The organism is Pseudomonas sp. NPDC088444, from assembly GCF_044900175.1.
GTDB lineage: Bacteria > Pseudomonadota > Gammaproteobacteria > Pseudomonadales > Pseudomonadaceae > Aquipseudomonas.
This window is the reverse complement of record NZ_JBJDNK010000012.1, coordinates 93,336-119,938: the sequence shown is the minus strand read 5'-3', so window position 1 is coordinate 119,938 and position 26,603 is coordinate 93,336. Positions and strand designations below refer to the sequence as shown.

Sequence of the window (26,603 nt, the reverse complement as noted above, 5' to 3'; positions counted from 1 at the left end):
TTCAGAGCGTCATGACCATCTCATGCCACGCCATGCCGCCATGGTCTGACTCGGAAGGCTTCACGTACTCATAGCCCATGCGCGCATACAGCTCGACATGGCGGTCCTTGCACATCAGATGAATGGTGCGCTTGTGCATCGCACGCATGCGTTCGATGAAGGTGCGCATCATCAGGCTGGCGTAGCCCTTGCCCTGATGCGCCGGGTCGATGACCACCGACATGATGACCACATTCGGCGCATCACTGTCATGACCCACCAGCTCCTTGAACGCCTCGTCGGACATGACCACCTCATGGGCACAGCCGCCGTTGATGAAGCCAATCACTTCGCCTTCCAGCGCCATGATCAGGAAGCCTTGGGGGTACTGCGCGATGCGGGTGGCGATCTTTTCCCGGGTGGCCGCCTCGTCGCCTTCGTAGGCGGTGGTTTCAATTTCGAAACAGCGGTCGACGTCGGCCAGGGTAGCCGTGCGGAAGAGGGGGGCATTCATGGCGGTCTCGTTGAGTGGGCAGGAGCGCATGATAGAAAACTCTTCGGTGCTGTGCTGGATTTTTACAGCCGCTCAGCACCTGGCGACATCGAACAGCTTGCGCATGACGGACGAGGCGCGTCGTGGCATCTGTGAAACCGGGAGACGCTCCGCCGGGCCGCTGATGCCCAATGCCGCGACCGTATTCGCGTCAACGTGGTGTCGCCGGGCAATGTGATTTCGAAGACGGGGTGTGGGGTCAGATCGAGCGCGAGCCCCCGGAAACCTTCGCAGCATGCCTGGCCGCCAACCCGACGGGACGCAGGGCACACCCGGATGAAGCGGCCCGTGCGACGGTGCATCAGTCGATACGCGGGTGCTGCTGCGCCAGCTCTTTGCGCTTGGCTTCCAGCTCGGCAATCTGCGCGTCGATATCTTCTATTTTCTGTTCGATGTTGTCGTGGTGCTCTTGCAGCAGTTCGCGGGCCTCTGCGATGTCCGAAGCCGCTGGCGCGGCACCGCGCAAAGGCCTGTTGGCGGTTTCCTTCATGGTCACGCCGGTCACCAGGCCGATCACCGCGATGACCATCAGGTAATACGCGGGCATGTACAGGTTGTCGGTGGTTTCCACCAGCCATGCCGCAAGGGTCGGCGTCAAACCGGCGATCAGCACTGAGACGTTGAAGGCGCTGGCCAGCGCGCTGTAGCGAATGTGGGTCGGAAACATCGCGGGCAGGGTGGAAGCCATCACTCCAATGAAAAAGTTGAGCACCACGGCGAGGATCAGCAGGCCTGCAAAGATCAACCCGATCTTGCCGCTGGTGATCAGCAGAAACGCCGGAATCGACAGAATGAACAGCGCGATGCTGCCAACGATGATGAAGGGTTTGCGGCCGATCTTGTCGCTGATGAACCCGATCAGAGGCTGCACGAACAGCATGCCGACCATGATCGCGATGATGATCAGCACGCCGTGGTTCTCGCTGTAGTGCAGGTTATGGGACAGGTAGCTCGGCATGTACGTGAGCAACATGTAATACGTAACATTGGTCGCGACCACGATTCCAATACACGTGATCAGGCTGCGCCAATGCTGTGTGGCGACTTCCCTGAACGAGACTTTCGGTCCGCCGGACAGGCCTTCGCGGTCGCCCTGTTCGAGTTTGTCCACGTGCTGCTGGAAGGCAGGCGTTTCCTCAAGCGCGTTACGTAAGTACAGCCCGAGCATGCCCAGCGGCAGGGCCAGGAAAAACGGCAGGCGCCAGCCCCACTCCTGAAACTTGTCTTCGCCAATCACTGCCGAAATCAGTACCACAATGCCCGCGCCGAGGACGAAACCTGCGATGGAGCCGAAGTCCAGCCAACTGCCGAGAAAGCCGCGTTTGCGGTCAGGTGCGTATTCGGCGACAAAAATCGAAGCGCCCGTGTACTCGCCTCCGACCGAAAAGCCTTGAGCCATTTTTGCCAACAACAACAGAATCGGCGCCCAGATACCAATGGACGCGTAGGAGGGGATCAGACCGATGGCCGTGGTGCTCAGGGACATGATCACGATGGTGGCGGCGAGGACTTTCTGTCGGCCGTATTTGTCTCCCAGCGCGCCGAAAAATACACCGCCCAAGGGACGGATGAGGAAGGGCACCGAGAAGGTCGCCAGTGCAGCGATCATTTGCACGCCGGGGCTGGCGTCCGGGAAAAATACCTTACCCAGCACGTAGGCGACGAAGCCGTACACGCCGAAGTCGAACCACTCCATCGCATTGCCCAGCGCCGCAGCGGTGATCGCTTTGCGCATCTTCGCGTCGTCAACGATGGTGATGTCTTTCAGCCCGATGGGCTGGACTTTTTTCTTGCCTGATTTCATTCGGGTCACTCGATTGCTGATCGGTGGTGCATGACGTCGATGCTGTCGGTGTGATGGCATCGTTCTTTTCGATCAGATACAAAACGACACGAAAAAATTCAGTGGCAGCTCGGTTTTAGTGTTCGAGCACAGTCCTGTGGTAGCGAATTCATTCGTGATCGGCCAGTACAGTCGATGAAGATCTGCTGGCCGAACAACCGCTATCGCGAATGATTCGCTCCCACAAGGCATCAGTGTCAGGCAGGAATATGTGGCGGGCCTGGCGAACTGAGTCGCCTGGCCAGTCGATAGTCATCAAGGCCGGATATCGGCCTTGAACCACTTCTCCGACAGACGCTTCACAGTGCCGTCTTCCAGTGCCGCCTGAAGCGCGCCGTTGAATTTTTCGCGCAGGTCGTTATCGTCCTTGCGGAACGCCAGCGCCTCACCCGGCCCCCAGATCTGCCCGCCGATTTTCGGTCCGATCATCTGCACGGCCTTGTTATCGGGGCTTTCCAGTGCGGAGGTGAAGAACGTCACGTCGTCAAAAGCGAAGTCGATGCGGCCTGAGGTCAGGTCCAGCAAGTGCTCACCGGATTTTTTGTACTCGCGGATATCCGCGATGTCACCGAAGTTCTTCTTCACGAAGTCGGTGTAGGCCGTGCCCGACTGAATCCCCAGAATCTTGCCCTTGACCAGCGCCTTCATCTTGTCGATAGCCGCTTTGTCAGCCACAGGATCGCCGCTGAGTTTGATTACTTCATTGCTGGGCATGCTCTTGATCAGCGCAGGGTCGGCGCTGGCGAACACCGCTTGCGTGTTGGCGTAAGGAATGGAAAACGCGACGACCTGCTCACGCTCCGGGGTGATCACGATGGCGTCCATCAGCACGTCGAATTTGCCCCGGTTGAGGCCTTCGATCATGCCATCCCAATCCTGAGCCTGAAGCTTGCACTCCAGCTTGATCCGCGCGCAGATATCCTTGAGCAATTCAGGCTCGAAGCCGGAAATTTCACCGCCCGGGAGGGTGATGTTCCACGGCTCGTAAGCGCCTTCGGTGGCGACCCGAACCGACGTCCACTCTTTGGCGAATGCGGTGCTGCCGAAGGTCAGCAGACTGCCCAGTGCCGCACAGGCGATGATTTTTTTTGTGACGTTACAGGTGTGGCCCATGTGTTTCCCCAATTCATGTTTTGGAAGGACTGGCAGGGTCAAACTAGGTCAAAAGCCGAGCGTTATTGTTATGTTTTACGCCGCTGTTTCTTCAGTGCTCAGGGCCACGGCGCGCCCATAAAAACCGGTCTGTTCTTCGGTCGAAAAGACCACGCCCGGTTTCTCGTAGTACGAAAACACCGCGACCATGCGCTCCCGCTGACCCTGTACCGGTGTCACCCGGTGCGCAGTATTTTTCCCACGAAACACATTCAGAGTGCCAGCGCTCAGGCGCAGTTTCTGCACCTTGGGGTCGTTTCCGCGCAACAGTTCGGCCACGCCGTCGTAATTGGGATCGTCGGTGCTGCGCAGGTCTGTGCGGTATTCGAACTCGCCGCCCGCTTCAGGCGATTGCAGCATCAAGGTGGTGGTGAATTCCGAACGGTCGAAATGCCAGTTCAGGGTCTCGCCCTCGCGATAGCTCATCACATTGACCCGCGCCAACGGGTCGGCCATCACATACAGCGCGGGCTTGTCCATCACCGCGCTGAGAAAGGCCACCAGCGGCGGGTACTCGTAGACCGCGGTCACCAGGCTGTCCTTCAACTGGTCGGCACACAGGGTGTGGCTGACCGTTTCAACCTTCGCCAGGGCGGGGTGCCCGGCAGGGAGTTCCGGAATGTCCGGCTTGAAGTAGATGTTGTGAGAACGCTTGTGAGTGTGGGATTCGGCATCCATGGTCGGTTGAATCTGTCGCGCGGCTTGTGCGACATCGTCTGCCTGGATAAAGCCTTCAAGACTGAACATGCCATTGCGCGCCAGTTCCGCGCGAGACGCCTCTACCAGCGCGTGCCATTCAGCGCTGTCAGGTCGGTCCAGTGGATAGCGCTGCAGGTTGATGACGGTGCCCATGTTGGCCTCCTGTTAGGTGTGGAATTAACCTAACCTGCGTAAACCTTCGCAACAACGGCAAAAATTGTTAGCCTCCCCACAGCAAAACTTAAGGAAGGTTGCCGTGAACACGTTACCGCCGCTGAATGCCGTGCGAACCTTCGAAGTCGCTGCACGCCTGTCGAGCTTTGCGGCGGCTGGAAAGGAGTTAGGGGTGTCTGCGGCGGCGGTCAGTCAGCAGGTGCGCCATCTGGAGGAATACTTCGGCAAGAAGCTGTTCGTGCGCAACGGCAATCGTCTGTCCTTGACCGACGCCGGGCTGGCGGTCTTTGCGCAGACGTCGCGCGCCCTTGGTGAGCTTGCCGCCATGACCGTTCGGTTGCTGGAGGGCGAGATGCGCACGCGATTGATCGTCAGCGTGCCGTTTTCTCTCGCCGAAGTGTGGCTGACGCCGAAGCTGGCGCTGTTGCTGGAGAGCCATCCGCAGTTGTCAGTGGACGTGCGTGTCGAAGATGACCCGGTGGATCTGGCCCGGCACGACATCGACATTCGCGTCAGCTACGGCGATTACCACTATCCCGCGCTGGAGGCGATCCCGTTGGCCCACGATCATGTGGTGCCGTTGTGCGCACCCGAACTGTGGTATCGCCACGGCAACGGCGATTTTGATCTGTCGCGGATTCACCAAAGCCTGTTCATTCACACGCAATGGGGTGCGAACTATGCGTCCCACCCGACCTGGAGCGACTGGTACGCCAGCGAAGTGGGGCAAGCGCCACCGGACCCTGCACTGGGACGGCGCTCCGGTTTGTCCAGCCTGTCGATCACCCTGGCGCGGCAAGGCTGCGGGATTGCGCTGGGGCAGAAACTCATTGCTCAACCCGATCTGGCGGCGGGGCGGCTGATCGTCCTGTCGTCGAGGTCCTTGCCCCTCGGGCATCCCTATTGCGCCTTTGTACCCGCCGAAAAGCGCAAGCGTGCCAACGTGCAAAGCCTCATTGCGCTCTTGACCGACGCCTGAGCGATTGTTACGGCGCAACGCACGTCTATGGGGTCGGATGTTTCCCACCGCCCCAAAGCGATGCGTCCTACAACTATCCAAGCGCGACCTTACACGGGTATTCCATTGAACCTTAACTGGCGCGGATCGCCTGAACAGAGGGTTCTCCGGATGCCCTCTCAGATTTCAAAAACGATCTGGCAATCAAATTGCATATGCTTGTACAGACAAGTACGTATGGGTAGGGTGGTGCCGTCAGGCGCCGGACGTTTCACAGCTTGCGGCGGGAAAACGCTATGGATCTCTTGCAACTGCTCAGCTTCGGAAACAACGGGTGGGGCGCAGCCTTGCTCAAGGCGGCGGGCATGACGGTGCTGCTGACCCTGTCGGCTCTGGTGGTGGGGGCGGTGGCCGGGAGCGCCGTGGCAGCGGCCAAGCTGTCAAAACGTCGCGGGGTGCGTTATCTGGGCGATGCTTACTCGATTCTGTTTCGCGGGATTCCCGAGCTGCTGGTGATCTACCTATTCTACTTCGGTGGCGCCACCGTGCTGGGGGCGATCAACCACTGGTTCGGCGGCGAAGGCTTCGTCGATACGCCACCGTTTCTGGTGGGCGCGCTGGCGGTGGGGCTGATTTCCGGTTCCTATCAGGCAGAGGTCTATCGCGGCGCTTATCTGGCGATCGTCAAAGGCGAGCTGGAGGCTGCGCTGGCGATCGGCATGACCAGGCGCATGCGAATTCGTCGCGTGCTGATCCCGCAAATCTGGCGCTACGCCTTACCGGGCCTGGGTAACGTCTGGCAGATGACCCTCAAGGACTCGGCGCTGATCTCGGTGATCGGCCTGGTCGAGCTGATGCGCGCCAGCCAAGTCGCGGCCGGTTCCACCCGGCAATACTTCACGTTCTACATCGTCGGCGGCGCCTGCTACCTGATACTCACCGGGTTGTCCGGTCGCCTGTTCAACATTGCCGAAAGCCGCGTGCAGCGCACCCAGCGCCGCTCGCCGAACGCCTGAGAGGGGAACGCCCATGATCGATTTTGCCTTTCTCAGCGACACCATGCTCAAACTGCTGGCGGCACTGCCCACCACCTTGAGCCTGTTTTTCTCCAGCCTCTGCATCGGTCTGCTGCTGGCGATCGGCATCGCTGCTATGCGCGTGAGTCGTTGGCCGTTTCTTAGCTACCCGGCACGTTTCTACATCTGGCTGTTTCGCGGCACACCGTTGCTGATCCAGATGTTCCTCATCTATTACGGGCTGGGTCAGTTCACGGCCATCCGCAGCAGCTTCATGTGGGAAATCCTGCGTTCGCCATACGGCTGCGCTGTCGTTGCATTGGCCATGTGCACAGCGGGTTACTCCGCTGAAATCATTCGCGGCGGCCTGCAAAGCGTCCCCCACGGCCAGATCGAAGCCGGGCGGGCAGTGGGCATGAGCCGCTGGACGCTGCTGCGCCGGATCATCGCGCCGGTCACGTTGCGTCAGGCGTTGCCCGCGTATTCGACCGAGGCGGTGTTGATGGTCAAATCCACGGCCATCGCCAGCCTTGTTACCGTGTGGGACGTCACCGGCATCGCCCAGCAAATCATTCAACGCACCTACCGCACCATGGAGGTGTTCCTCTGCGCGGCGTTGATTTATCTGGTGCTCAACTTCCTGATCGTGCGCTTCATGGCATGGGTCGAGTACCAGCTTTCGCCGCACCTGCGCGAGCGCCCGGCGCAGCGTGTCGCCCATCCGGCCCCTGAAACGCCTTCATCCCTTTGAATGCAGCGGAGACAGTCATGAATCAACCAGGCCAGGCCGCGCTGTCGGTCAGCAATATCTGTAAATCCTTCGGTTCGGTGCAGGTACTCAAGGGCATTTCGCTGGAGGCACACCGAGGCGACGTGATCTCGATCCTGGGCGCCAGTGGGTCGGGCAAAAGCACCTTTCTGCGCTGCATCAACCTGCTGGAATCGCCGGACGAGGGGCGCATCGTACTGGATGGCGAAGTCATCGAAATGAAGCATCACGCCAACGGGCGCTTGCTGCCGAGCAATACGCGCCAGGTCGAAGCGATGCGCAGCAAATTAGGCATGGTGTTTCAGAGTTTCAATTTGTGGTCACACATGACCGTGCTGCAAAACATCATCGAAGGCCCCATGCGTGTGCTGAAACGCTCCAAGGCCGAATGTGTGGAAGAGGCCGAGCAACTGCTGCACAAGGTTGGCCTCTACGACCGTCGTGACTATTACCCGGCGCACCTGTCCGGTGGTCAGCAGCAACGTGTTGCCATCGCCCGCGCCCTGGCCATGAACCCGCAAGTGATGCTGTTCGACGAACCCACGTCGGCGCTGGACCCCGAGCTGGTGGGCGAAGTCTTGCGGGTCATGCGTTCGTTGGCCGAAGAGGGTCGAACCATGCTGGTGGTCACCCACGAAATGGGCTTTGCCCGGCATGTGTCGAACCGGGTGGTGTTCATGGCGCAGGGACTCATTGACGCCCAGGGTACGCCCGATGAATTGTTCGAAGGCCTGCCCACGGAGCGTTTCCGGCAATTTGTCGCCAGTCATCATCAACGCACCACGGAGTGATGGGGGGCGGTCGTTGGATGATGGCTGAGCGTCAGCGATACGGGCGGCGGCGTGCCGCCTGAGGTGATCGCCCTTGCCTTTGAGCCATTCTTCACCCCCAAACCCATTGGCAAAGGCACGGGGCTCGGCCTGTCGATGATTTATGGATTTGCTCAGCAGTCAGGCGGGCAGGTCCGAATTCAGTCCGTGGTGGGCGAAGGCACGACGGTGTCGATCTACCTGCCGCGCTCATGAGCGCGAGGCGTCGACGCTGTAGCGCGACGATTCTTCCGGCAACGGGTTGCCGTCCGGGCGGCGGTGTAGTTTAGTGGGCGCCACCTTCAGGTCCGGCGCTTCAGTCGGGCCTGTGCCTCACCGTGAACTGGAAGCTGCGGATGTTCGAGTCAAGCACCAAAATCATCACCACCGAAGGCCACGCAGCACTGAAGAAAGAGCTGGATTACCTGTGGCGCGAACATCGCCCGGAGATTACGCAAAAAGTGGCCTGGGCCGCCTCCCTAGGCGATCGCAGTGAGAACGCGGACTACCAGTACAACAAGAAACTGCTGCGGGAAATCGACCGGCGCATTCGCTACCTGCGCAAGCGTCTGGAAGACATGCGCGTGGTGGCGTACTCGCCTGAGCAGGAGGGGCGGGTGTTCTTCGGTGCGTGGGTCGAAATCGAAGACGAAGAAGGCGAGACCAAGCGCTTTCGCATCGTCGGTTATGACGAGATTTACGGGCGCATGGATTACATTTCCATCGACTCGCCCATGGCTCGTGCGTTGCTCAAAAAGCAAGTGGACGACGAGGTGACGGTACGCGTGCCCGCCGGGGAAAAACTGTGGTGGGTGACGAAGATCGAGTATCAGGTCGCTGATTGAGGCATCGCCGAAAGCCCTTTTTCCGGCGATGCCTGCTCACCCCTAGCCTTCTCGCAGCACCGTCAGTGGGCTTGCATTCAGTGCCCGGCGAGTGCCAAACACGCCCGCGCCACCTACCAATGCTGCGCCAATCAGCGGCAGCAGCAACAGCCACGGGTGTGGCGACCACTCCAGATTGAACGCGTAGCGGTACAGGGCAAAGCTCACCAGCTCACAGCCCAGCGCCGCCAACACGCCGCTGACCGCCCCCAGCAGGCCAAACTCGATCCTTCGCGCTTTGGTCAGCAAAGCCCGGTTGGCGCCCAGCGCTCGCAGGAGTGCGCCCTGACGAATGCGTTCGTCCAGTGTCGCCTGCAAGCCCGAAAACAGCACCGCCAACCCGGCAGCCAATACGAAGAGAAGCACGTACTGAACCGCCAGCGTGACTTGATCGAGGATGCTGCGCAGTTGCTCCAGCAAGGCCTCCACCTGAAGGATGGTCACCGCCGGGAACGCGCGGGACAGCTCGACGATCTGTTGATCGTGCCCCGGTGCCAGGTAGAAGCTGGTCAGGTAAGTCGTCGGGACGTCCTGCAACGTGCCGGGCTGGAAAATCATGAAAAAGTTCGGCTGGAAGGTGTCCCAGTTGATGTCCCGCAGGCTGGTCACCTTGACCTCATGGTTGGCGCCGCCGATCACGAAACTCAGGGTGTCGCCCAGCTTCATGTTCAGGCTCTTCGCCAGTTTGGTTTCCACCGACACGCCGGGAGTCGCGTCAGCGGCAGGCGGCTGGTCGCTCCACCATTGGCCTTCGGTGATGCTGTTACCCTCGGGCAGGTGGGCCGACCAGGTCAGGTTGAGGTCGCGCTGGGTGGCGTTTTCTCCACGAGAGTCCTTGGTCACGAATTTACTCACGGGCTCGCCGTTGATGCTCATCAGCCGCCCCGGAATCATGGGGTACAGCGGGGCACTGTGGGTGGACAGTTCGCTCATGCGCTGGGCGAAGTGGTCGCGCTCGGTGGGCAGGATGTTCAGGGCAAAATAATTCGGTGCGTCCTTGGGCAACTGGTTTTGCCAGGTGTCGAGCAATTCTCCGCGCAGCAGCGCGATCAGCCCCATGGAGAGCAGAATCAGGCCAAACGCCAGTGATTGCCCGGCAGCGGCCATGGGATGGCGCAACAGTTGCCCAAGACCCAGGCGCCACGGCAGCGAAGCCCCGGCCAGCAATCGACGCAGGCTTTGCAGCGCCAGCAGCAGAATGCCACCGAGCACGGTGGCCGCGACCAGGCCGCCACCGAGCAGGGCGAAAGTCAGCACCAGATCCAGACTCAAACGCCACATGATCAGCCCTAGCGCCAACAATGCAGCGCCGTAGACCAGCCAGGTACTCGCCGGTATTGGCAGCATGTCACGGCGCAACACGCGCAAGGGCGGTACTCGGCCCAGCGCGGCCAATGGCGGCAGGGCAAATCCTGCCAGCGCCACCAACCCTGTACCGATGCCAGCCAGTGCCGGGAGCCAGCCGCCAGGCGGGACAGCCGCAGGCAGCAGGCTTTCCAGCAGGTAGAACAGGCCCAACTGAGCGAACCAGCCGAGCAGGGCGCCGGTGACGCTCGCTGCAATACCGAGCATTGCCAACTGCAGACTGAACAGCACCAGCGCTTCGTTGCGTGACAGGCCCAGACAGCGCAACAGGGCGCTGGCATCGAAACGCCGTACCGCGAATCGCGCTGCCGAGAGTGCCACAGCCACCCCGGCGAGCAGGACGGCCACCAGACTGGCCATGTTCAGGTAACGCTCGGCCTTGCCCAGTGCGCCGCCAATTTGCTGATTGCCATCGCGGGCGTCGTCGATCTTTTGATTGGGCGCCAGATCCGGCTCGATGGCCTTGCGGTAGGCGGCCAGATTGTCCGGCGTGCCGCGCCACAGGTCACGGAACGAGACCCGGCTACCCGGTTGCACGACTTTGGTGGCCTCAAGATCGGCCATGTTGATCATCACGCGTGGTGTCAGGCTGTAGAAATTACCGGCGCGATCAGGCTCGTAGGTCAATACGCGGGTGAGTTTCAGGGTGGTCGAGCCGACGTCGATGCTGTCGCCGACCTTGAGGTTCAGGGCTACCAGTACGCGGGTTTCCGCCCAGGCCTCGCCGGGGCCAGGCTCGCCGCCACTGGTTTCGGGCTGGTAGGGCGCTGCAGCGCTTTTCAGCTCGCCACGCAGCGGGTAGGCCGCGTCGACCGCCTTGACGCTGGCCAGTTGGATGCCGTTGTCGGTGGCGACCACGCTGGAGAAGATCACGATGCGCGAGTGATCGAGCTTGAGCGCCGTCCCCGCCTCGATCTGCTCAGGCTTGGCCGGGGTCGAGCCGCTGAGAATCAGGTCGGCGCCAAGAAACTCGGTAGCGCGCAGCAGCATGGCGCTGTTCAGCCGTGACCCGAAGTAACCGATGGCAGTGCTCGCGGCGACCGCAACCACCAGCGCGAAAAACAGCACCCGCAGCTCTCCGGCGCGGGCGTCGCGCAGCAACTGGCGGGCGGCCAGGCTCAGCAGGCGAGCGAAGGGCAGACGTGCCATCAAGGCTCCATGGGGGTGACCAGGCGGCCACCTTCAAGACGAATCAAACGGCGGCAGCGATGGGCCAGACGCTCATCGTGGGTCACCAGCACCAGGGTGGTATTACGTTCCTGATTGAGTTCGAAAAGCAGGTCACTGATGCGCTCGCCCGTATGGCTGTCGAGGTTGCCGGTGGGTTCGTCGGCGAACAGCACGTCGGGGTCGGCGGCAAAGGCACGGGCAATCGCCACGCGCTGTTGTTCGCCACCGGACAATTGTTTTGGGGTGTGAGTCAGGCGCTTGCCCAGTCCGACCCGCTCCAGCAAATGACGGGCCTCTTCCCGGGCGTCTTTACGGCCCTCAAGCTCCATGGGCAGCATGACGTTTTCCAGCGCATTGAGGCTGTCCAGCAACTGGAACGACTGGAATACGAAGCCCACGTGCTCGGCGCGGACGCGGGCGCGCTGGTCTTCATCCAGCTCGCTCAGATTGCGCCCCGACAATGTGACTGAACCCGCGCTGGGCAAGTCCAGCCCGGCCAGCAATCCCAGCAACGTGGACTTGCCGGAACCGGAGGCGCCGACGATGGCCAGTGTGTCGCCCTTGTTCAGTTCCACCGAGAGTTCGTGCAGGATGGTCAGGTCGCCTTCGGTGCTGGGAACCACTTTGCTGAGGTTCCGGGCACTGAGAATACTTTCGCTCATGGAGAATCCGATGCGTGCGTGGTTATTAAGTACTGGCCTGGGGTTGCTGCTGTTGTCTCAAGGAGCGATGGCAGGCACGGTGCTGATTGTTGGGGATAGTATCAGCGCGGCTTTCGGCCTGGATACCCGGGTGGGTTGGGTCAGCTTGCTGGAAAAGCGCATGGCAGAGCAGGGCTACACCGATAAAGTGGTCAACGCGTCGGTCAGCGGCGACACCAGCGCCGGAGGCCTGGCACGTTTGCCTGCGCTGCTTGCAGCGCACAAACCGGACCTGGTGATCCTCGAACTGGGGGGTAATGATGGCCTGCGTGGGCAGCCGCCCGCCCAATTGCAACAAAATCTTGCATCGATGATTGACAGCTCCCGCGCCGCTGGGGCGAAGGTGTTGCTGCTGGGAATGCAGATTCCGCCCAATTACGGCGCGCGTTATACCGACGCGTTCAAAGCGGTGTACGGCAATCTGGCGGCTGAAAAGAAGGTGGCGCTGGTGCCCTTCATGCTGGAAGGCGTCGGAGGGGTGCCTGAGTTGACGCAGGCGGATGGGTTGCACCCGGCAGCGAATGCGCAGCCGCGGTTGTTGGATAATGTTTGGCCCGTGTTGAAGGGGTTGTTATAGGTTCGGTTTTGAATCGCTACTCTGATCTAAAGCCAACCTGAAAAAAACACCCAAACCCTGAAAATTAAAGGGCTGCGGCTCTTTCCGAGACGCCGCCTTTCCGCTAATGTTGCGCCCCCTCTCTGGAAACCCCTCGATGCGCCGCCCTGCCTGGTCCCTTTTTGCCTACCAACTGATTGAGCCCGATGAGCAGCTGGACCTGTTCGCGTGCCAGGAAGTGCGTGTGCATCTGGTCGCTCGGCAACTGGAACTAGCCGGTTCTGCGGACCGCACGCTCTGCGGCACGCTGTTGCCCGCCCAACCGCGCTGGTCCGGGGTTGAACAGGCGATCTATCAGGATGACCGGCTGTGCCCGCTGTGCCGCGCGATCATCGACGCACAACGTCGCGGCATGCACCCGATCTGGCCGGAAATCGACGCAGGGGCGTAAGCCGTCGCGCCTACTCCCGAAGGCGCTGGCAGGCGTGTACAATCGCGCTAATTCCTGCCTTTCGCTTACCCAAGGATTTCCCCGGATGTTGTCGCGCATTCCAGCTTTCGCCCGCTGTCTGTCGCTCGCTGCACTGTGTGCGGCCGGCCCTGTTTCTGCTCTGGAGTTTCCGTTGCCGCCGCCCGGCGAAGACATCATCGGTCAGGTCCAGACTGTCACCGCCAAGTACGAAGACACCTTCGCTGACCTGGGCACCCAATACGATCTGGGCTATCTGGAAATGATCGCAGCGAACCCCGGCGTCGACGCCTGGTTGCCAGGCGCCGGTACTCAGGTGATCCTGCCGACGCGTTTCATTCTGCCGCCGGGCCCGCGCGAAGGCATCGTAATCAACCTGGCCGAGTACCGTCTGTATTACTACCCCAAAGGCAAGAACGTCGTTTATACCTTCCCGCTGGGTATCGGTCGCGAGGGCTGGGGTTCGCCGATCTCCACGACCAAGGTGACCGCCAAGACGCCTAACCCGACCTGGACGCCACCGGCATCGGTCAAGGCTGAGCACGCCGCTGATGGCGACATTCTGCCCAACGTGGTGCCAGCCGGTCCCGACAACCCGCTGGGGCCGTTCAAATTCGGGCTGGGCCTGCCGGGCTACCTGATCCATGGTTCGAACAAGAAGTTTGGTATCGGCATGCGCACCAGCCACGGTTGCTTCCGCATGTACAACAATAACGTGCTGGAAATGGCCGACATGGTGCCGGTGGGGACCACTGTTCGCATCATCAACGAGCCGTACAAATTCGGTGTCAGTGGCGGCAAGGTCTATCTGGAAGCTCACACACCGCTGGATGAAAGCGGCAACCCGTCGGTGGTCGACAAGCACACCGCCGTGATCAACGCGCTGCTCAAGCGCGAAGACTTGGCCAGCAGCCTGCGCATCAACTGGGATGAAGTGCGTGACGTCGTCGCCGCTGAAGATGGCATGCCGGTCGAGATCGCAGTGCCTGGCGTGGCCGCTCCGGCAGCGCCCGCGACCCAGATGACGCTGCAGTAACGTATCGCTCCATGAGGTAGACCCGCTCGCTGTGCGCTTGAAATAGTGCGCTGCGAGCGGGTTTTTTATTGCCCCGAATCGGTGTCCATCAAAACGCAGGCAATAAAAAAGCCGGTCCGAAATCGGACCGGCTTATGAATAACCCCGAGGGATTATTACTTGCGGCTAGCCTTGTCCAGCATGCGCAGAGCACGCTCGTTGGCTTCGTCGGCAGTTTGCTGAGCTTTCTGAGCAGCAGCCAGAGCTTCATCAGCCTTGCGGTAGGCTTCGTCAGCACGAGCTTGTGCACGAGCAGCTGCGTCTTCAGTAGCAGTCAGACGAGCTTCGGTTTCTTTGGATGCGCTGCTGCAACCGGTAGCCAGAACGGCGGCCAGGGCCAGAGCAGAGAATTTCAGAACGTTGTTCATCGTGTTCCCCTTAAAGGACTTCTTTCAAGTTAATCATCTCTCGAAAATGAGAAAATGACCGGCGTACATAGTACCCATTGTTTGTAGTAAGTAAACGGACTAAGCGCAAGAACCGCATAAAATTCTTTGCTTTGAAAGCGTTCCGTGCGAATCCTCACGCTTTTTCTTCAGAGAAAAGCTAGCCCTCTCAGGCAAATACGTCTGCCAATGAGTCGGGAGCAGGCTCAGTGCAAGCGCACGCTTTCAACACCAGGCAACGCATTGACCGCATCCTTTGCACCGCTGCGCCTGCACGGGATGAACCACACTGCAGCTTTCTGTTTATAGACGAAGATCGGCGATGATGCTTGTTCGGCTGTGCTTTAAGTGACTTTGCCAAGCCGACGGCGTCTCAATGGACATTCGTCGGCGATGACAGGTTCAACGGGACAGAGCGGTCAGATGTGCGGCAGCGCATTTAACCTTGATTCACTTGAGCAGATCCGGAAATGGCGCCTACTATTTGCAGGTGCTCATTTGCGGGAGAAGCAGAGGCCTTCTCCGTGTCCAAATCAGGCACGGGGTGGCGTTGCAGTTCCTTCGCCGGGAAAACATCGGTAAGGTAGGGGTCCAATTCCAAGACCCGCTAGGAGTAGTGATGAGCGAGGCGTTTTCCATTCACCATGACAAGGCCGGTCACCAGTTCGAAATCAACATCGACGGTCATCGTGCTTATCTGACCTACATGGACCTGGGCAAGCAGACCCTGGACATCTATCGCACATTCGTTCCCAATGCCTTGCGTGGGCGGGGCATCGCTGCGGCCCTCACCGAAGTGGCTCTCGATTTCGCTGAAAGCAACGGCTACACCGTGATTCCATCGTGCTCCTACGTGGAGCGCTACATGGAGCGTCACCAGCGCCAGGCCGCCAAGATCTGATTGTTCCATCGCTGAAATGAAAAACGCCGAGCAGATGCTCGGCGTTGTCGTTTTCAAACCGGCCCTATCAACCGCGCTTGCGCTTGGGCAACACGTCCTTGAGCTTGGCATGCATGCTGCGCAAGGTCTTCTCGGTGGTTTCCCAGTCGATGCAGGCGTCGGTGATCGACACGCCGTATTCCAGATCGGCCAGATCCTTGGGAATCGACTGCGCACCCCATTTCAGGTGGCTTTCGACCATCAGGCCAATGATCGACTCGTTGCCTTCCAGGATTTGATTAGCGACGTTCTCCATGACCAGCGGTTGTAGGGCCGGATCCTTGTTGGAGTTGGCGTGGCTGGCGTCGACCATGATGTTCGGCTTGACCTTGGCCTTGGCCAGCGCCTGTTCGCACAGGGCGACGCTGACCGAATCATAGTTCGGCTTGCCATTGCCGCCGCGCAACACCACGTGACCGTAGGCGTTGCCTTTGGTGGTGACGATGGACACGCCACCTTCCTGGTTGATGCCCAAGAAGCGATGAGGACTGGACACTGATTGCAGGGCGTTGATCGCTACGGTCAGGCCGCCGTCGGTACCGTTCTTGAAGCCGACCGCCGAAGAAAGGCCCGAGGCCATTTCGCGGTGGGTCTGGGATTCTGTGGTGCGTGCGCCAATGGCCGACCAACTGATCAGATCCTGAAGGTATTGCGGAGAGATCGGGTCCAGTGCTTCGGTCGCCGTCGGCAGGCCTTTTTCGGCCAGATCCAGCAACAACTGGCGACCGATGTGCAGACCGTCCTGGATCTTGAAGGAATCGTCCAGATACGGGTCGTTGATCAGGCCTTTCCAGCCTACAGTGGTGCGCGGTTTCTCGAAGTACACGCGCATGACCAGATACAGCGTGTCGGACAGCTCGGCAGACAGTGCCTTCAGGCGTTCCGCGTATTCGTGAGCGGCCTTGATGTCGTGGATCGAGCACGGGCCGATCACGATGAACAGGCGGTGGTCCTTGCCATCAAGGATGTTGCGGATCGCTTCGCGGCCCTTGCTCACGGTGGCCTGGGCGGCAGCGGTGAGGGGAATTTCGCGCTTGAGCTGGTCCGGAGTGATCAGGGTCTCGTTAGAAGAGACGTTAAGGTCGTCAATCGGTAAATCAGCCATCGTGTTACTCATCAGGTCACGTTGCTGGCCGCCAATTCAGGTCGGGGTCCAGCAGGGTTAGGGCAGCGGGGAGCGGAACCTTAGCGCGTTAACCCGTACTTCCACAATGGGCAAACGTGGCTTTCGTCCCCCCAACGGGGCGGGGTGCAGGTCCTCAAGGATGTCTGAGGCAGCCTGAAGTTTGGAAACCGGCGCCTATCTGCGGATATAGTGTGTGCCAGACCTTGGGGAGATCGGCGTGGATCAACTGCAACTGACGGATTTCGATGTCGATCAGCAATTGCTGGCGCTGCCGGGCACATCGCTGCTCATCTTTACCAGCGTGGGTTGCTCCAGCTGCCGCTGGGCGCGCCATCATTTGCCGGAGCTGGGGTTGCCGGTCGAGCGTTTGTGCTGGATCGATGCCGAAGAGAACGGCGGTGCGGTGCAGCGTTACAGTGTCTTCCATCTGCCGTCGTTGTTCGTGATCCGTGACGGTCAGTTCCATGGCCCGTTGCGCAGCAAGTTGTCCGCAGACGCTATCAATGAGGGCTTGAATCAGGCCCTGCGCCGTGCCCCGGACGATCTGCCCTGAACCTTGCTTGCAGTCACTGATGAGGAATCCATGAGCGAAACCCCTAAACAACCGCGCATCGGCATTATCGGCACCGGCGCCATCGGTGGCTTTTATGGCCTGATGCTGGCCCGCGCAGGCTATGACGTGCATTTTCTGCTGCGCAGCGAGTTCAGCACCGTTTCACAGCAGGGTTTGCGCATCGACAGTCATGTCCATGGCTTGTTGACCCTCGATAACGTTCAGGCCTATTCCTCGGCGGCCGACATGCCCCCCTGCGACTGGCTGTTGGTCGGTGCCAAGACCACCGGCAACAACGGCATAGCCCCCGCCATTGCTCAGGCCGCTGCGCCGGGCGCCAGAGTGCTGAACCTGCAAAACGGGCTGGGTGTGGAGGAAGAGCTGCGCGCGTTACTGCCTGATTCGCTGCATTTGCTGGGCGGTCTGTGCTTTATCTGTGTTCATCGCACCGGGCCGGGGCAGATCACCCATCAGGCGCTGGGCGCCGTCAATATTGGTTATTACAGCGGCCCGGCAGCCGATGCGGCGGCCAGTCTGGCGATTGTCGAAGAGGGCGCTGCGTTGTTCCATGCGGCGGGGATCGATTCGGTGGCGATGGACAACCTTGATAAAGCGCGCTGGCAGAAACTGGTGTGGAACGTGCCTTACAACGGCCTGTCGGTCTTGCTCGGCGCCAGCACCACACCGCTGATGGCTGACCCCGACAGCCGCGATCTGATTCAGGGGCTGATGGCTGAAGTGGTGCGAGGTGCCGAGGCCTGTGGTCATGAACTGCCGGAAGGCTATGCGCAGCATCTGTTCAATATCACCGAAAAGATGCCGGACTATCGGCCCAGCATGTACCACGATTTCGTCGAGAAACGGCCTTTGGAGCTGGACGCGATCTACGTCCGTCCGCTGGCGGCAGCGTTGGCAGGAGGCTGCGACATGCCGAAGATTCGCGCCCTGTTCCAGAGTCTGGCGTTCATTGATCGCGCCAACCGTTGAGCACTGCGCTGTACCTGACGCCGGAAAGGGAAATCACCGATGGCCAACGACCTGACCCTGAAAACCGCCAGCAATAAGCTGGTGCTGGCGATTTCTTCACGGGCGCTGTTCGACCTGCGAGAAAGCCACGCCATCTACATGGCCGACGGGGTTGCGGCCTACCGCAAGTACCAGATTGACCACGAAGACGAGGTGCTGGAGCCAGGGGATGCGTTCCTGCTGGTCGAGAAGCTGCTGAGCCTCAATGCCAGTCTCAAGGCATCACGCGTCGAGGTGGTGCTGGTTTCACGCAACAGTGCCGACACCGGGCTGCGTGTCTTCAACTCGATTCAGCACTACGGGCTGGACATTTCTCGCGCCGCATTTGTGGGCGGTCGCAGCCCTTTTCCCTATCTGGCAGCCTTTGGCAGTCATCTGTTTCTCTCCACCCACGCCGAAGACGTGCGCAGCGCACTGGACGCCGGATTTGCCGCTGCGACCATCCTGTCTGGTGGTGCCCGGCGAGCGGCCAGTGCCGAATTGCGTATCGCGTTCGACGGCGACGCGGTGCTGTTCTCCGATGAGTCGGAGCGGATCTACCAGACGGGCGGCCTTGAGGCCTTTCAGGCCAGCGAGCGTGAGGCGGCGCGGCAGCCTTTGCCCGGTGGCCCGTTCAAGCCGTTTCTCGCCGCGTTGAACCTGTTGCAGCGGGAGTTCCCGGAAGAGGCGTGTCCGATTCGTACCGCGCTGGTGACGGCGCGCTCTGCTCCGGCCCATGAGAGGGTGATTCGCACCTTGCGCGAATGGGACATTCGGCTGGACGAATCATTGTTTCTGGGCGGTCTGGACAAAGCCGCGTTTTTGGAAGCGTTCGCCGCAGACGTGTTTTTTGACGATCAGCCTGGCCATTGCGAGAAAGCTCGCGAGGTCGTCGCCACCGGCCATGTGCCTCACGGCATCAGCAATGAGCTAAAACCGTGAACCGTTAGACCGGAAAGCTGTATCAAACCGGCTGAATCGTCTGCGCACTGCTACGCTCATGATGTCTGCGCCTGTCATGGGTCGCCTGGAGGTCACATGATTCGCTCGATGCTGTACGCCACGGACCTCGGCCTTTATGCACCGTTTGTCTTGCAACATGCGCTGGCGCTCGCCAGAACGTTCAACGCCGAACTGCACGTGATTCACGTCGTGGAGCCTATGGGGCTGTTCGCCGAGTCGGTCCTGCAAAGCTATCTGGCCGAGGATGTGTTACGCGAGCTGCACAGTGAGGGCGTCAACACCGTGATCGAGGGCATCGAATCAAGGGTGTTGGCAGGTTTTCGTGATGAGTTGGGGGAGGACAATCAGGACCTTGAGCTGATTCGCAGTGTACGCGTGGTGCAGGGGGACCCCTCCAACGTGATTCTGGAGCAGGCGCAACGGCTGGAAGTCGATTTGCTGGTGGTGGGCAGCCACAGTCATGGGGCTGAAGGTGACACCCCGATTGGTCGTACGGCTGCGCGGGTTTTGCAGCTTTCGGAAGTCCCGGTGTACATGGTGCCGATGCTGCAATACCGATTCGGGCGCTAAGGGTGCAGGGGAAAAATGGGGACAGATGCTAAAAGCAGCGTGCCATTACCGAATAAAAATGATAAAAAGTTCTAGCTTTGCCTTTCAGACCATTAATCCAGTTATATACCGTTGCTGATGCCCGTGGCGTCTACCGGCTTTGAGGGATACATATGAAGCTTCAACAATTGCGCTACATTTGGGAAGTGGCGCACCACGACCTCAACGTTTCGGCGACGGCGCAGAGCCTGTACACCTCGCAGCCGGGCATCAGCAAACAGATCCGTTTGCTTGAAGACGAACTGGGCGTGGAGGTGTTTGCACGCAGTGGCAAGCACCTGACCCGCGTTACGCCTGCGGGGGAGCGGATCATCACCACGGCGGGCGAGATTCTGCGCAAGGTCGAGAGCATCAAACAGATCGCTCAAGAGTTCTCCAACGAGAAAAAAGGCACCTTGTCGATCGCCACCACGCACACCCAGGCGCGTTATGCGCTGCCGCCAGTGATCAGCAATTTCATCAAGCAATACCCGGACGTGGCGCTGCACATGCACCAGGGCTCGCCGATGCAGATCGCCGAAATGGCCGCCGACGGCACCGTGGATTTCGCCATCGCCACCGAAGCGCTGGAGCTGTTCGGCGATTTGGTGATGATGCCGTGCTACACATGGAACCGCTGCGTGGTCGTGCCGCAGGGGCACCCGCTGACCAAGCTGCCCAAGCTGACCCTGGAAATCCTCGCCGAATACCCGATCGTGACCTACGTGTTCGGCTTCACGGGCCGTTCCAAACTCGACGAAGCTTTCAGCCATCGCGGCCTCACGCCCAAAGTGGTGTTCACCGCCGCGGACGCAGACGTCATCAAGACGTATGTTCGCCTGGGGCTGGGGGTGGGCATCGTTGCGAAAATGGCGGTGGACCCGACGCTGGACAGCGACTTGGTGGTGCTTGACGCCAGTGAACTGTTCGAGGCCAGCGTAACCAAGATCGGCTTCCGTCGCGGCACGTTCCTGCGCGGCTTCATGTGCGACTTCATCGAGAAGTTCGCCCCGCACCTGACTCGCGACGTCATGGCCAAGGCCATTCAGTGCCATAACAAGCAGGAGCTGGAAGAACTCTTCGAGGGCGTGGTGCTGCCGGAGCATTGATCTCGGCGCGTAGCTGTATAGGCCGAGCGATGCTGGTGTGACTGAATGCACCCGATTGCTGTAGCAGTCCGGCTTGTTGGCGGTGGCGTTCTTGAGATCGCTGCCGCCGACAAGCCGGACTGCTACAAAGGGGGGGACTTGGCCGTCAGGCTTTGGAGATGAGATTCCCCGCATGCAGCCCGCATTCCTTCTGCGTGGCTTCTTCCCACCACCAACGGCCTTCGCGCTCGTGCTGGTTGGGCAGGACAGGGCGGGTGCACGGCTCGCAGCCGATGCTGATGAAACCCCGTTCGTGCAGGCTGTTGTAAGGCAGCTCCAGCATGCGGATGTAATTCCAGATGTCCGCGCTGCTCATCTGGGCCAGCGGGTTGAATTTATACAGCGGGCGCTCAGGTGTCGAAAACGCGCCATCGATCTCCACCACGGCCACGCTGTTGCGGGTGCCGGGACTCTGGTCGCGACGCTGGCCGGTGGCCCAGGCCTTCACGTCCACCAATTTGCGGCGCAGGGGTTCGATTTTGCGCACCCCGCAGCACTCGCCATGGCCGTCCTTGTAGAAACTGAACAGGCCTTTTTCCTTCACGAACGGCTCAAGCTTCTCGCGATCGGGGGAGACGATGTCGATGGCGATCTTGTATTGCTCGCGGACCTGGTCGATGAAACGGTAGGTTTCCGGGTGCAAGCGGCCGGTGTCGAGGCTGAATACCTTGACGCTCTTGTTGATCTTCCACGCCATGTCCACCAGCACCACGTCTTCGGCGCCACTGAAGGAGAGCCACAGTTCGTCGCCAAAGTGCTGGAAGGCGAATTTGAGAATGTCCTGAGCGGACTTGTTGGCATAAGTCGCAGCGATTTCGGCGACATCGAACGGATGACTCATCAGGCGGCTTCCTAATCAAGAGTGGCGCTTAGGCGCTCGTAATGGCGCAGATGGTAACAAAATCCGTCGTCGATTTGCCTGAAACCTGCGTTTGCGCGCGGGCTGCACTCGCGATCTTGTTATAACGCCTCAAGCGTGCGCAGCAACACCCGCACCTTGGTAATGGATTCCTGATACTCCGCCTCCCAATCCGAATCGGCGACGATGCCGCCGCCACCCCAGCAAGCGATTTGTCCTCTTTGAGCAAGCAGGCTGCGGATGGCGATGGAGCTGTCCATTTCGCCGCGCACGTCCAGGTACAACAACGAGCCGCAATACAGAGCACGACGGGTCGGTTCCAACTCGTCAATAATCTGCATCGAGCGGATTTTCGGCGCACCCGTGATCGAACCACCGGGGAAGCTGCCGCCAATGAGGTCCAGCGCGTCTTTCCCTTCGGCCAGCTCACCGGTCACGGCGCTGACCAGGTGGTGGACGTTGGGGTAGCTCTCTAGGCTGAACAGCTCGGGAACGCGCACTGAACCGATCCGGCACGTGCGGCCCAGGTCGTTGCGCAGCAGGTCGACGATCATCAGGTTCTCGGCGCGATCCTTTTTGCTGGCCAGCAATTCGTTCGCGTAGGCGGTGTCCTCGGCGGCGTTCTGACCGCGAGGGCGAGTGCCCTTGATCGGGCGGGTTTCCACCTGGCGCTGGCTGACTTTGATAAAGCGCTCGGGGGACAGGCTCACTATCGCGTCGCCATCGGGCAGGGTCAGATAGCCCGCGAAGGGTGTAGGGCAGGCGACGCGCAGCGCTTGGTACGCGGCCCAAGGCTCGCCGCTGTAACGGGCGCGAAAGCGTTGAGCGAAGTTCACTTGATAGCAATCACCGGCCTGGATGTAGGCGTGGATGCGTTCGATGGCCTGACGATACTGTTCGGCGCTGGTGTCGGCGGCAAAGGGTTGGGTGAGGGCGAACGCGGTGTCGACGGTCGCGGGCGTTTGCGCGAACAGCGTGATCAGGCGCTGGCGTTCATCGCTGGCCAATGAAGGGTGAAAGACCAACTGCGAGGTGCAGTGCTGGTGGTCGCTGATCAGCGCCCAGTTGTAGAGCCCGAGGCGGGCCGAAGGCAGGTGCAGGTCATCGGCAGCGTGACTGGGTAACGGCTCCAGCAAACGGCCGAAATCGTAGGCCAGATACCCCATCAATCCGCCTGCGAATGGCAGGGGGCTATCGTTCGGTAACGTTGCGGTGCCCAGATTCGCAAGGCTTGCGCGCAGGCGGCTCAGGAAGGTGGAGCCTGACTCGCTGGCAGCGGGAACGAACGTTTTCACAGGCCATGCACTGAGGATGTCAAACCGACCCCGGTCCGCCTCCGGGCGGCCGCTGTCCAGCAGCACGGCTCCGGGTGCCTGGCGAATCAGGGAAAAATACCCGGTCGGGTCAGCGTGATAGGCGATCGGGTGTATAGAGCAGATAGGCATGCGAAAACGGTCAGTCGTGGCGCGGACGGCGATTGTAGTCCCCCGGTGGCCTGACTCCTAGGGGGATGTCGGAATTCGGCGATTGTGCGCCGCTTGTTGCCGAGTGCGACACAGGTGAGTCGATGATCACCTGTGGGAGATTCTATGGTTGAACGCAGGGTTTTTTCGATATGTTGATCGTTCCCATGCTCTGCGTGGGAATGAATCGTGTGACGCTCCGCGTCACTGGACGCGGAGCGTCCGAGGCTGCATGCCCACGCGGAGCATGGGCACGATCAACATGAGTTCGCCCGCAGGGTTTGGCGCAGGTTCGCGGAATACCTGCTTAAACATGCCCGAACAACTCTTGCACGAACTTCACCCGTTCTTCCGGGCTGTCATGACGGCCTTCGGCAGCCAGTTCCTCCAATCGACTCTCAACGGCCTGGGTGCGATGCGTCAGGCCGCAGTCGTTGGCGATCTGGATGTTCAGGCCGGGGCGGGCGTTGAGTTCGAGGATCAGCGGGCCACGATCCTGATCCAGCACCATGTCCACGCCGATGTAACCCAGCCCACATAGCTCGTAGCATTCGGCGGCCAGCTTCATGAAGCCGTCCCAGTTGGGCAGTTGCACCCCGTCCACCGCGTTGGTGGTGTCCGGGTGTTTGCTGATGATGTTGTTCAGCCAGGTGCCACGCAAGGTCAGGCCGGTGGCCAGATCCACGCCCACGCCGATGGCGCCTTGGTGAAGGTTGGCCTTGCCACCCGACTGACGGGTCGGCAGACGCAGCATGGCCATCACCGGATAGCCCATCAGCACGATCACGCGGATGTCGGGTACGCCTTCATAACTGATGCTTTTGAAAATCTGGTCGGGGGTCACCCGATACTCGATCAACGCCCGGTCGCGGTGCCCACCCAGGGAGTACAGGCCGGTGAGGATGCTGGAAATCTGATGCTCGATCTCGTCATGGCTGATGATACGCCCGGAAATCGTGCGAAAGCGCTCTTCGAAGCGGTCGGCGATCACCAGAATACCGTCGCCACCCGCGCCCTGAGCGGGTTTGATCACGAAGTCGCTGCGTCCGCCGATGATGTCGTCGAGTTTCTCGATTTCCTTCTCGGTGGAGATGATTCCGTACATTTCGGGGACGTGAATCCCCGCCGCGATGGCTCGTTCCTTGGTGATGATCTTGTCATCCACGATAGGGTACAGGCTGCGCTTGTTGTACTTGAGCACGTAGTCGGCATTACGCCGGTTGATGCCCATGATCCCCTTGGCTTCCAGCGCTTTCCAGGTTTTCCACCAGCCGATCATCGAGCGCTTTCCCGTTCGGCGTCTTCCTTGAGGAAGGCCTTGAAACGCACCAGCTCGGTCAGGCGATAGCCGCGATAACGTCCCATGGCCAGCATGAAGCCCACCAGGATCAGCAGAATGGCCGGGAAGGTGAACACGAAGTAGATCAGCTCCGGGACGGTCATGATGATGTGCGCCAGCGACGCGGCGAACAGCGTGCCGATGGCCACTTTCATGGCATGACCGCCGCCGCGCTCTTCCCAGGTGATCGACAGGCGTTCGATGGTCATGGTCAGGATCACCATCGGGAACAGCGCCACCGACAGCCCGCGCTCCAGGCCGAGTTTATGGCTGAACAGGCTGATGGCGGCGATCAACACCACCACGAAGGTCAGCACTACCGACAGGCGCGGCAGCATCTGCAGTTTCAGGTGCTCAAGGTAGGAACGCAGCGAGAGGCCCAGCGCCGTGATGATGGTGAACAGCACGATGCCGAAACCCAGCTGTGTTTCGCGGAAGGCCAGCGCGATCAACACCGGGGTGAAGGTGCCCAGTGTTTGCAGGCCGACAAGGTTGCGCAGGATCAGGATCACCAGCACGCCGATGGGGATCATCACCATGATCATGAAGGTCTGCTGGGTCTGTAGCGGCAGGCCGTACAGCGAGTATTCAAGGAAATCGGCGTCGGTGTTCTCGTCCGTCAGCTTGGCCAGGCGGATGGCATTCATCTCGCTGTTGTTCAGGCTGAAACTGACCATGGCCTTCTTGCCGCCTTCGACGGTGATGAGGTTGTCGTCGCCGATCCACCACAACAGACGGTCCTGAGGCAGTCCGGCTTCACCGGTTTCCGGGTTGAAATACAGCCAGTCCTTGCCATTGAAGCTGCGCAGCCACAGCTCCGGGGTCTGGGGCTGGTCGGCGACCAGACGGATGGTGTGCACCTTTTCCACGGGCACGTGGGCGATGGACAGCAGTATTTCGGTCACCCGCGCCTTGTTTTGCACTGAAGGATCGCCCGCCAGCAGCAGTTTGACGTTATCGTCGCTCAGATTGTTGACACGTCGGATGGCTTCGCTGACGAAGGTCTCGACGTCCGCCGAGTGCTGGCGAATGGGGGCGAGCAGGGCGTCGGCGGCAATTTTTTCCGGGCCTTCGACCGCGATGCTGTCGCGGAAGATCGGGCCTTTGACCTTGGCTTTTTCGGCGCTGTAGCGCTTGGTCAGTACCAGACGGTAGTACAGCGTCTGATTGCCGGTGGCGCGGCGAGCGGACCAGGTGACCTTGCGGTTGCCGTCCGCGCGGTTGACGTTCACGCCATAGTTGTTGGAAATGAAGCTTTCATTGAGGCTGATGTAGTCCCGCGAGAGCGGTGGCACGTACATCTGCACCTTGACCGAGTCTTTCGGGTTGGCGACGAACTCGACCTTGGCGTCGATGTTCCACAAGTCGTCTGTTTCGTCTTCGGTCACCGGGATGCCGAGTACCAGTATCTGATAGGCCGTGATCGCGATGCCCAGGGTCACCAGGGTGGCGATCAGGATTTTCAGATGGAGGGTGAGAGAGCGCATTTGGTTACTCTGCGGTTTGAGCATCGGTGATGCAGGCCGGTTTGCCTGCAGCATATTTAAGGCTTGGATCGACCAGTGCGTCGAAGTGCTTGAGGGCTTCGGAGCCAATCAAAAGTGGGTATTGGAATGCACTTCGGTCGGTCAAGTTCACTTCGATGGTGCGAGAAACCGTGCCCATGCACACGTCAAGGCTGATCACCGGTCGTGAGGTGTATTTCTTTTCGTCGTCCGGGTCGACGTCGCCCGCCCGGCGCTTGATCTTGCTGACCCGTGACAGCGGCCGCTCGATAGGGTGTTCGTGGGCATCGTCGATGGCCAGGTAAAAGCGCACCCAGGATTCGCCATCGCGCTTGAAACGCTTGATGTCGCGGGCGCTGAGCGAGGCGGTTTTGGCCCCGGTGTCGAGTTTGGCCGCCACTTGCAGATCGATCCCGGCCAGATCGGCGTACTCGTTCAGGCCGTACACGGTCTTGCCCGCAGCCGTGCACAGATCGCTGAAGAACAGGCCCGGCAAATACAGGCACAAAAGGCAGAAAAGGGGATGACGGCTCATAGGTCCTGGCGTGGTGAATGA

At 60.3% G+C, this 26,603-nt stretch carries 27 protein-coding genes and 1 pseudogene; 15 read left to right on the top strand and 13 right to left on the bottom strand.

What is annotated here, in order from left to right; genetic code table 11:
* Nucleotide 1: 1 nt before the first annotated feature.
* The 4 genes from ACI2KB_RS22965 to ACI2KB_RS22950 all read right to left on the bottom strand — a co-directional run bounded on the left by ACI2KB_RS22965 (nucleotide 2) and on the right by ACI2KB_RS22950 (nucleotide 4,379).
* A complete protein-coding gene (locus tag ACI2KB_RS22965) occupies nucleotides 2–493 on the bottom strand; it encodes a GNAT family N-acetyltransferase (protein ID WP_404638265.1) in 492 nt (163 codons plus the stop codon).
* A gap of 340 nt (nucleotides 494–833) precedes the next feature.
* Nucleotides 834–2,336, bottom strand: coding sequence for a glycine betaine/L-proline transporter ProP (gene proP / locus ACI2KB_RS22960; protein WP_404638263.1), 1,503 nt, complete (start codon nucleotides 2,334–2,336; stop codon nucleotides 834–836).
* Nucleotides 2,337–2,630: 294 nt separating this feature from the next.
* On the bottom strand, nucleotides 2,631–3,488 hold the full coding sequence (locus tag ACI2KB_RS22955) for a transporter substrate-binding domain-containing protein (RefSeq protein WP_404638261.1): 858 nt from the start codon (nucleotides 3,486–3,488) through the stop codon (nucleotides 2,631–2,633).
* Between the two features lie 75 nt (nucleotides 3,489–3,563).
* A complete protein-coding gene (locus ACI2KB_RS22950) occupies nucleotides 3,564–4,379 on the bottom strand; it encodes a 2OG-Fe(II) oxygenase (protein WP_404638259.1) in 816 nt (271 codons plus the stop codon).
* Between the two features lie 103 nt (nucleotides 4,380–4,482).
* On the opposite strand from ACI2KB_RS22950, the gene ACI2KB_RS22945 reads away from it, so the two are divergent.
* From ACI2KB_RS22945 to greB, 6 genes and pseudogenes are all read left to right on the top strand, one after another.
* Nucleotides 4,483–5,379 (top strand): LysR substrate-binding domain-containing protein, encoded by an 897-nt coding sequence (locus ACI2KB_RS22945; protein ID WP_404638257.1) that lies wholly within the window; start codon nucleotides 4,483–4,485, stop codon nucleotides 5,377–5,379.
* Between the two features lie 275 nt (nucleotides 5,380–5,654).
* Nucleotides 5,655–6,374, top strand: coding sequence for an ABC transporter permease (locus tag ACI2KB_RS22940; protein WP_404638255.1), 720 nt, complete (start codon nucleotides 5,655–5,657; stop codon nucleotides 6,372–6,374).
* A gap of 13 nt (nucleotides 6,375–6,387) precedes the next feature.
* Nucleotides 6,388–7,125 carry an ABC transporter permease gene (locus ACI2KB_RS22935; RefSeq protein ID WP_404638253.1) on the top strand — a complete coding sequence of 246 codons (738 nt, stop codon included), beginning with the start codon at nucleotides 6,388–6,390 and terminating at the stop codon, nucleotides 7,123–7,125.
* A gap of 17 nt (nucleotides 7,126–7,142) precedes the next feature.
* Nucleotides 7,143–7,934, top strand: a complete 792-nt coding sequence (locus tag ACI2KB_RS22930) for an ABC transporter ATP-binding protein (protein WP_404638251.1) — start codon at nucleotides 7,143–7,145, stop codon at nucleotides 7,932–7,934.
* Nucleotides 7,935–7,958: 24 nt separating this feature from the next.
* Nucleotides 7,959–8,162 (top strand): annotated as a pseudogene (locus tag ACI2KB_RS22925) (ATP-binding protein); the annotation flags it as partial.
* 146 nt (nucleotides 8,163–8,308) lie between these two features.
* The gene (greB, locus tag ACI2KB_RS22920; RefSeq protein WP_404638249.1) at nucleotides 8,309–8,797 is read left to right on the top strand and encodes a transcription elongation factor GreB; all 489 of its coding nucleotides are present in this window, start codon (nucleotides 8,309–8,311) and stop codon (nucleotides 8,795–8,797) included.
* A 42-nt stretch (nucleotides 8,798–8,839) separates the two neighbouring features.
* On the opposite strand, the gene ACI2KB_RS22915 is transcribed toward greB, so the two are convergent.
* Entirely contained in the window at nucleotides 8,840–11,350 is a 2,511-nt protein-coding gene (locus ACI2KB_RS22915) for an ABC transporter permease (protein WP_404638247.1), read from the bottom strand.
* Nucleotides 11,350–12,033, bottom strand: coding sequence for an ABC transporter ATP-binding protein (locus tag ACI2KB_RS22910; protein WP_404638245.1), 684 nt, complete (start codon nucleotides 12,031–12,033; stop codon nucleotides 11,350–11,352). The genes ACI2KB_RS22915 and ACI2KB_RS22910 overlap by 1 nt, the downstream gene beginning before the upstream one ends.
* A gap of 10 nt (nucleotides 12,034–12,043) precedes the next feature.
* On the opposite strand from ACI2KB_RS22910, the gene ACI2KB_RS22905 reads away from it, so the two are divergent.
* The 3 genes from ACI2KB_RS22905 to ACI2KB_RS22895 all read left to right on the top strand — a co-directional run bounded on the left by ACI2KB_RS22905 (nucleotide 12,044) and on the right by ACI2KB_RS22895 (nucleotide 14,133).
* Nucleotides 12,044–12,649 carry an arylesterase gene (locus ACI2KB_RS22905; protein WP_404638243.1) on the top strand — a complete coding sequence of 202 codons (606 nt, stop codon included), beginning with the start codon at nucleotides 12,044–12,046 and terminating at the stop codon, nucleotides 12,647–12,649.
* A gap of 136 nt (nucleotides 12,650–12,785) precedes the next feature.
* A complete protein-coding gene (locus ACI2KB_RS22900; protein ID WP_404638241.1) occupies nucleotides 12,786–13,079 on the top strand; it encodes a hypothetical protein in 294 nt (97 codons plus the stop codon).
* An 85-nt stretch (nucleotides 13,080–13,164) separates the two neighbouring features.
* Nucleotides 13,165–14,133 carry a L,D-transpeptidase family protein gene (locus ACI2KB_RS22895; protein ID WP_404638239.1) on the top strand — a complete coding sequence of 323 codons (969 nt, stop codon included), beginning with the start codon at nucleotides 13,165–13,167 and terminating at the stop codon, nucleotides 14,131–14,133.
* A 155-nt stretch (nucleotides 14,134–14,288) separates the two neighbouring features.
* Here ACI2KB_RS22895 and oprI read toward each other — a convergent pair whose 3' ends face one another.
* Nucleotides 14,289–14,540: an outer membrane lipoprotei OprI gene (gene oprI / locus ACI2KB_RS22890; RefSeq protein ID WP_025113130.1), complete on the bottom strand. Its 252-nt coding sequence runs from the start codon at nucleotides 14,538–14,540 to the stop codon at nucleotides 14,289–14,291.
* A gap of 637 nt (nucleotides 14,541–15,177) precedes the next feature.
* Between oprI and ACI2KB_RS22885 the strand changes: the two genes are divergently transcribed.
* Nucleotides 15,178–15,459: a GNAT family N-acetyltransferase gene (locus ACI2KB_RS22885; RefSeq protein ID WP_404638237.1), complete on the top strand. Its 282-nt coding sequence runs from the start codon at nucleotides 15,178–15,180 to the stop codon at nucleotides 15,457–15,459.
* 67 nt (nucleotides 15,460–15,526) lie between these two features.
* On the opposite strand, the gene ACI2KB_RS22880 is transcribed toward ACI2KB_RS22885, so the two are convergent.
* Nucleotides 15,527–16,603 (bottom strand): 3-deoxy-7-phosphoheptulonate synthase, encoded by a 1,077-nt coding sequence (locus ACI2KB_RS22880; protein WP_404638235.1) that lies wholly within the window; start codon nucleotides 16,601–16,603, stop codon nucleotides 15,527–15,529.
* A gap of 214 nt (nucleotides 16,604–16,817) precedes the next feature.
* Between ACI2KB_RS22880 and ACI2KB_RS22875 the strand changes: the two genes are divergently transcribed.
* The 5 genes from ACI2KB_RS22875 (at nucleotide 16,818) to cysB (ending at nucleotide 20,842) form a co-directional block, all read left to right on the top strand.
* Nucleotides 16,818–17,177, top strand: coding sequence for a thioredoxin family protein (locus ACI2KB_RS22875; protein ID WP_404638233.1), 360 nt, complete (start codon nucleotides 16,818–16,820; stop codon nucleotides 17,175–17,177).
* A gap of 30 nt (nucleotides 17,178–17,207) precedes the next feature.
* Complete coding sequence (locus tag ACI2KB_RS22870) at nucleotides 17,208–18,164, top strand: putative 2-dehydropantoate 2-reductase (protein WP_404638231.1); 957 nt, start codon at nucleotides 17,208–17,210, stop codon at nucleotides 18,162–18,164.
* 39 nt (nucleotides 18,165–18,203) lie between these two features.
* Nucleotides 18,204–19,124: a 5'-nucleotidase gene (locus ACI2KB_RS22865; protein ID WP_404638229.1), complete on the top strand. Its 921-nt coding sequence runs from the start codon at nucleotides 18,204–18,206 to the stop codon at nucleotides 19,122–19,124.
* A 96-nt stretch (nucleotides 19,125–19,220) separates the two neighbouring features.
* On the top strand, nucleotides 19,221–19,715 hold the full coding sequence (locus ACI2KB_RS22860) for a universal stress protein (RefSeq protein WP_404638227.1): 495 nt from the start codon (nucleotides 19,221–19,223) through the stop codon (nucleotides 19,713–19,715).
* Between the two features lie 152 nt (nucleotides 19,716–19,867).
* Nucleotides 19,868–20,842: an HTH-type transcriptional regulator CysB gene (gene cysB / locus ACI2KB_RS22855; protein ID WP_404638225.1), complete on the top strand. Its 975-nt coding sequence runs from the start codon at nucleotides 19,868–19,870 to the stop codon at nucleotides 20,840–20,842.
* A 145-nt stretch (nucleotides 20,843–20,987) separates the two neighbouring features.
* Here the strand turns inward: cysB and ACI2KB_RS22850 are convergent, their stop codons facing one another.
* The 5 genes from ACI2KB_RS22850 to ACI2KB_RS22830 form a co-directional block, all read right to left on the bottom strand.
* On the bottom strand, nucleotides 20,988–21,722 hold the full coding sequence (locus tag ACI2KB_RS22850) for a phosphoadenylyl-sulfate reductase (RefSeq protein WP_404638223.1): 735 nt from the start codon (nucleotides 21,720–21,722) through the stop codon (nucleotides 20,988–20,990).
* Between the two features lie 119 nt (nucleotides 21,723–21,841).
* A complete protein-coding gene (pabB, locus tag ACI2KB_RS22845; RefSeq protein WP_404638221.1) occupies nucleotides 21,842–23,185 on the bottom strand; it encodes an aminodeoxychorismate synthase component I in 1,344 nt (447 codons plus the stop codon).
* 325 nt (nucleotides 23,186–23,510) lie between these two features.
* The gene (locus ACI2KB_RS22840; protein WP_404638381.1) at nucleotides 23,511–24,479 is read right to left on the bottom strand and encodes an alpha-L-glutamate ligase-like protein; all 969 of its coding nucleotides are present in this window, start codon (nucleotides 24,477–24,479) and stop codon (nucleotides 23,511–23,513) included.
* Nucleotides 24,479–26,029 (bottom strand): inactive transglutaminase family protein, encoded by a 1,551-nt coding sequence (locus tag ACI2KB_RS22835; RefSeq protein ID WP_404638219.1) that lies wholly within the window; start codon nucleotides 26,027–26,029, stop codon nucleotides 24,479–24,481. The genes ACI2KB_RS22840 and ACI2KB_RS22835 overlap by 1 nt, the downstream gene beginning before the upstream one ends.
* A gap of 4 nt (nucleotides 26,030–26,033) precedes the next feature.
* A complete protein-coding gene (locus ACI2KB_RS22830; RefSeq protein WP_404638217.1) occupies nucleotides 26,034–26,582 on the bottom strand; it encodes an ATP-dependent zinc protease in 549 nt (182 codons plus the stop codon).
* Nucleotides 26,583–26,603: the final 21 nt, after the last annotated feature.

Bases quoted from the DNA above. Each gene is read 5' to 3' on its own strand.
- ACI2KB_RS22965 (WP_404638265.1), bottom strand. From the start codon at position 493: ATGAATGCCCCCCTCTTCCGCACGGCTACCCTGGCCGACGTCGACCGC.
- proP (WP_404638263.1), bottom strand. From the start codon at position 2,336: ATGAAATCAGGCAAGAAAAAAGTCCAGCCCATCGGGCTGAAAGACATC.
- ACI2KB_RS22955 (WP_404638261.1), bottom strand. From the start codon at position 3,488: ATGGGCCACACCTGTAACGTCACAAAAAAAATCATCGCCTGTGCGGCA.
- ACI2KB_RS22950 (WP_404638259.1), bottom strand. From the start codon at position 4,379: ATGGGCACCGTCATCAACCTGCAGCGCTATCCACTGGACCGACCTGAC.
- ACI2KB_RS22940 (WP_404638255.1), top strand. From the start codon at position 5,655: ATGGATCTCTTGCAACTGCTCAGCTTCGGAAACAACGGGTGGGGCGCA.
- ACI2KB_RS22935 (WP_404638253.1), top strand. From the start codon at position 6,388: ATGATCGATTTTGCCTTTCTCAGCGACACCATGCTCAAACTGCTGGCG.
- ACI2KB_RS22930 (WP_404638251.1), top strand. From the start codon at position 7,143: ATGAATCAACCAGGCCAGGCCGCGCTGTCGGTCAGCAATATCTGTAAA.
- greB (WP_404638249.1), top strand. From the start codon at position 8,309: ATGTTCGAGTCAAGCACCAAAATCATCACCACCGAAGGCCACGCAGCA.
- ACI2KB_RS22915 (WP_404638247.1), bottom strand. From the start codon at position 11,350: ATGGCACGTCTGCCCTTCGCTCGCCTGCTGAGCCTGGCCGCCCGCCAG.
- ACI2KB_RS22910 (WP_404638245.1), bottom strand. From the start codon at position 12,033: ATGAGCGAAAGTATTCTCAGTGCCCGGAACCTCAGCAAAGTGGTTCCC.
- ACI2KB_RS22905 (WP_404638243.1), top strand. From the start codon at position 12,044: ATGCGTGCGTGGTTATTAAGTACTGGCCTGGGGTTGCTGCTGTTGTCT.
- ACI2KB_RS22900 (WP_404638241.1), top strand. From the start codon at position 12,786: ATGCGCCGCCCTGCCTGGTCCCTTTTTGCCTACCAACTGATTGAGCCC.
- ACI2KB_RS22895 (WP_404638239.1), top strand. From the start codon at position 13,165: ATGTTGTCGCGCATTCCAGCTTTCGCCCGCTGTCTGTCGCTCGCTGCA.
- oprI (WP_025113130.1), bottom strand. From the start codon at position 14,540: ATGAACAACGTTCTGAAATTCTCTGCTCTGGCCCTGGCCGCCGTTCTG.
- ACI2KB_RS22885 (WP_404638237.1), top strand. From the start codon at position 15,178: ATGAGCGAGGCGTTTTCCATTCACCATGACAAGGCCGGTCACCAGTTC.
- ACI2KB_RS22880 (WP_404638235.1), bottom strand. From the start codon at position 16,603: ATGGCTGATTTACCGATTGACGACCTTAACGTCTCTTCTAACGAGACC.
- ACI2KB_RS22870 (WP_404638231.1), top strand. From the start codon at position 17,208: ATGAGCGAAACCCCTAAACAACCGCGCATCGGCATTATCGGCACCGGC.
- ACI2KB_RS22865 (WP_404638229.1), top strand. From the start codon at position 18,204: ATGGCCAACGACCTGACCCTGAAAACCGCCAGCAATAAGCTGGTGCTG.
- ACI2KB_RS22860 (WP_404638227.1), top strand. From the start codon at position 19,221: ATGATTCGCTCGATGCTGTACGCCACGGACCTCGGCCTTTATGCACCG.
- cysB (WP_404638225.1), top strand. From the start codon at position 19,868: ATGAAGCTTCAACAATTGCGCTACATTTGGGAAGTGGCGCACCACGAC.
- ACI2KB_RS22850 (WP_404638223.1), bottom strand. From the start codon at position 21,722: ATGAGTCATCCGTTCGATGTCGCCGAAATCGCTGCGACTTATGCCAAC.
- pabB (WP_404638221.1), bottom strand. From the start codon at position 23,185: ATGCCTATCTGCTCTATACACCCGATCGCCTATCACGCTGACCCGACC.
- ACI2KB_RS22835 (WP_404638219.1), bottom strand. From the start codon at position 26,029: ATGCGCTCTCTCACCCTCCATCTGAAAATCCTGATCGCCACCCTGGTG.
- ACI2KB_RS22830 (WP_404638217.1), bottom strand. From the start codon at position 26,582: ATGAGCCGTCATCCCCTTTTCTGCCTTTTGTGCCTGTATTTGCCGGGC.